The following is a 3,642-nucleotide window of genomic DNA, read 5'->3' as shown; positions in this document are numbered from 1 at the left end:
GTCAGGGCGAGCTCGCCCTGACCATCCATGCGGTAGCCGCTGACGGTGGAGTTGCCGGTGTTGCCGCCGTAGAAGTAGTTGCCCGCGCGCCAGCCCGCACAGGACCTCCTGCCCGTTGGCGAGGGGCCCCTGAAGGACCTCCAGCGTGCCGTCGTGCTTCACCTTGTAGATGGCGACCGTGGACTTCTCGGCCTCGGCGACCAGCATCCGCTTCCCCGTCTCGTCGAAGCCGATCGCGAACGGGACACCACCCGCGGACTCGCTGACGACCGGTTCGGCCACGGCCGGCAGACCGTTCTTCCTCGGCGGGAACACCTCGAGCGTGTTGGCCGCCTCTGTCCGGCCGGCTCCGCCAGGGGGTGTGCGGCGAAGAAGCGGGCATCGCCTAGCTCTCCGCGAGGTTCGAGCGGGTGCCGAGCCGGTCCTGGACCCAGTCGTGGAACTCGCCGATGTGGTGCTCGCTGGGCACCAGGACACCGCCCTTGGCGTACAGCCGGGAGCTCATCGCGGGCTGGCAGCGCTCACAGGCGTCGAAGTCCTGACGGTTGACGCGGTCGAACAGCTCCACCGACCGGCTCACGTCCCGGCCGCTCGACACCACGCCCTTCAGGTACAGCCAGTCGCACTCCACGATCGTGCGGTCGACGGCCACCGGGAACATCCGGTGGAAGATCACGTGGTCGGGGACCAGATTGATGAACACCTGCGGGCGCACCGTGATCGCGTAGTACCGGCGGTCCTGCTCCTCGGAGACCGTGGGGATACGGTCCAGGCCCTCCGAGCCGTCCACGGTGAAGCCCTGGACCTCCGAGCCGAACTCGGCGCCGTGTCCCACGTAGTACTGCGCCGCGAACCCGTCGGCGAACTCCGGCAGCACCTCGGTCAGCTCGGGGTGGATGGTCGCGCAGTGGTAGCACTCCATGAAGTTCTCGATGATGAGCTTCCAGTTGGCCTTGACGTCGTAGACGATCCGTCGGCCGACCTCCAGGCTCTCGACGTCGTACCGCTCGATGGACTCCGCGTCCCCCAGGCGCGCGACCACGTCCGCGATCACCGACTGTTCGAACGGGGGCGGGTTCTCGGCCAGGCACACCCACACATAGCCCAGCCACTCGCGTACCGCCACGCTCGCCAGGCCGTACTCGGTCCGGCCGATGTCCGGCATCTTCGTCAGGTTCGGTGCCGCGACGAGTTTGCCGTTGAGGTCGTACGTCCAGGCGTGATACGGGCACTGGAAGGCTCGCTTCACCTCTCCGGACTCCTGCGTGCACAGCTTGGCGCCCCGGTGCCGGCACACGTTGAAGAAGGCCCGGACGGAGCCGTCCCGCGACCGGGTCAACAGGACGCTCTCCCGCCCGACGTCCACGGTCCGGAAGGCACCCGGCTTGGACAGTTCCGACGATCGTGCCGCGCAGAACCACATGGATTCAAAGATGTGTTCCTGCTCCAGGCGGAAGATCTCCGGATCCGTGTAGTGGTCACCGGGGAGGGTCGCGATCAGGCTCTCCGGCAGGCCGGTCGTAGTCATGGTTCACCTCGGAGTGAAGCGCCTCGGACGGGCGAGTGGTTGCCTCATGTGCAACTAGCTTCTTGTTACGCAACTCACGGTGCAGTCCGGTCGAAGCACTGTCAAGCCCTTGACCACAGACCGTCACAACCTGGACCATGTTGCGTATCAATCAGGCTGTTGCGTAATACGCATCTCTCTGGGAGGGCTCCGTGTCACTTGGACCCACAACCGGCCGCGAGTTCGTCCTCACCCTGTCGTGTCCCGACCGCTCGGGCCTCGTCCACGCCGTCACCGGCTTCCTGGTCCGGCACTCCGGGAACATCCAGGAGAGCCAGCAGTTCGACGACCGGCTGCAGGACCGCTTCTTCATGCGGGTGCATTTCGACGTCTCGGACCCGGGCACGTCGCTGGAGGACCTGAAGTCCGGCTTCGCCCGGGTGGCGGAGGCGTACCGCATCTCCTGGCAGCTGTACGAGGCGTCGACGCCGACGCGCACGCTGATCATGGTGTCCAAGTTCGGGCACTGCCTCAACGACCTGCTCTTCCGCTGGCGCACCGGCGCGCTGAACATCGAGGTGCCGGCGATCGTCTCCAATCACCGGGATTTCGAGCCGCTCGCCGAGAGCTACGGGATCCCCTTCCACCACGTGCCCGTCACCCGGGAGACGAAGCCCGAGGCGGAGGCGCGGCTGCTGGAGCTCGTCGACGAGCTGGACATCGACCTGGTGGTCCTCGCCCGCTACATGCAGATCCTGTCGAACGACCTGTGCAAGCAGCTCGAGGGCCGGGCGATCAACATCCACCACTCGTTCCTGCCGAGCTTCAAAGGAGCCCGCCCCTACGTCCAGGCGTACGACCGCGGCGTCAAGCTCGTCGGAGCGACGGCCCACTACGTCACCCCGGACCTCGACGAGGGGCCCATCATCGAGCAGGACGTCATCCGTGTGAACCACTCCCAGGGGCCCGACAGCATGGTCGCCCAAGGGCGCGACGTCGAGGCACAGGTCCTGGCGCGGGCGGTGGCATGGCACAGTCAGAGCCGCATCATGGTCAACGGCAACCGTACAGTCGTCTTCCGCTGAGGAAAGTGGCCTCCACCCCCTCACACCTGTTGACTGTTTCGCCTAGGGTTTCGCCATGAGCAACTTCGGCGCTGAGTCCGCAGGCGCCCCCAGTGGCGGAGTGCAATCCGTTGACCGTGCTGTCGCCGTGCTGGAGATCCTCGCCCAGCACGGCGAGGCGGGCGTGAGTGAGGTGGCCGCGGCGATCGACGTCCACAAGTCCACCGCTTTCCGTCTGCTCGGCGCGCTGGAAGCGCATGGGATGGTCGAGCAGGAGAGCGAACGCGGAAAATACCGTCTCGGCTTCGGTGTCGTACGCCTGGCCGGCGCCGTGACCGGCCGCATCGCCGTCACCAGGCACGGGCGCGGGATCTGCGAGCGCCTCATCGACGATGTGGGCGAGACGCTGAACATCGCCGTGCTCGAGTCCCCCCACGCGATCAACCTCTACCAGGTGCGCGGCACATCGGCCATCGCCGCGCAGAACTGGGTGGGACGGCTGACGCCGCTGCACTGCACGTCGAGCGGCAAGATCCTCCTGGCCCACCTCGACCGCGAGGACCGCGACGCGCTCCTCGCCGAGGCCGGCCTGCCCCGTCTGACACCGCGCACGGTGACCTCCAGGAAGAAGCTGGAGGCAGACCTGTCCGAAGCCCGTGAGCAGGGCTATGCCATCACGGTGGAGGAGTACGAGGAGGGCCTCAACGCCCTGTCCGCTCCCGTGCGTTCGGAAGACGGCAAGGTCATCGCCGCCCTCAGCGCGTCGGGGCCGGCGTTCCGGCTGACCGACGAGCGGTTGCGCGAACTCGCGCCACTGCTGGTCGCGGGAGCGGACGAGCTCAGCCGCCGTCTCGGCTACGCGGACTGAGGCCCGGGAGGCCCGGCGCGCTCCCTGGCCGGGCCAGGCTCCTCATGACAAGCGGCGGTCGCATGTGCCCGCGTCAGCCCGTCCACTCCACAGCCGCGTCCAGCAGCCAGTCCGTCAGATAGCCGGCGAAGGACGAACGGACCAGCACCCAGAACCCGGCCCTGGGGTCGTCACGGGCGACCAGGACGACCTGGCTGCGGCCC

3 protein-coding genes and 2 pseudogenes are annotated in these 3,642 nt (G+C 67.5%); 2 read left to right on the top strand and 3 right to left on the bottom strand.

Annotated features, from left to right (window positions below):
- A pseudogene (locus ABZ281_RS42300) lies at window positions 1–315 on the bottom strand (hypothetical protein); the annotation flags it as partial.
- 70 nt (window positions 316–385) lie between these two features.
- Window positions 386–1,528: an aromatic ring-hydroxylating dioxygenase subunit alpha gene (locus ABZ281_RS42295; protein WP_356663323.1), complete on the bottom strand. Its 1,143-nt coding sequence runs from the start codon at window positions 1,526–1,528 to the stop codon at window positions 386–388.
- 191 nt (window positions 1,529–1,719) lie between these two features.
- On the opposite strand from ABZ281_RS42295, the gene purU reads away from it, so the two are divergent.
- Both purU and ABZ281_RS42285 read left to right on the top strand, forming a co-directional pair.
- Entirely contained in the window at window positions 1,720–2,592 is an 873-nt protein-coding gene (gene purU / locus ABZ281_RS42290) for a formyltetrahydrofolate deformylase (RefSeq protein WP_356663321.1), read from the top strand.
- Between the two features lie 100 nt (window positions 2,593–2,692).
- Window positions 2,693–3,439 carry an IclR family transcriptional regulator gene (locus tag ABZ281_RS42285; RefSeq protein WP_356663319.1) on the top strand — a complete coding sequence of 249 codons (747 nt, stop codon included), beginning with the start codon at window positions 2,693–2,695 and terminating at the stop codon, window positions 3,437–3,439.
- Between the two features lie 73 nt (window positions 3,440–3,512).
- On the opposite strand, the pseudogene ABZ281_RS42280 reads toward ABZ281_RS42285, so the two are convergent.
- Window positions 3,513–3,642: pseudogene (locus ABZ281_RS42280) on the bottom strand (sarcosine oxidase subunit gamma); the annotation flags it as partial.

Origin of the sequence: Streptomyces sp. NPDC006265 (assembly GCF_040613555.1) — a bacterium.
Taxonomy (GTDB): Bacteria; Actinomycetota; Actinomycetes; order Streptomycetales; family Streptomycetaceae; genus Streptomyces.
This window is presented reverse-complemented; position numbering and strand designations above follow the sequence as displayed.

Bases quoted from the DNA above. Each gene is read 5' to 3' on its own strand.
- ABZ281_RS42295 (WP_356663323.1), bottom strand. From the start codon at position 1,528: ATGACTACGACCGGCCTGCCGGAGAGCCTGATCGCGACCCTCCCCGGT.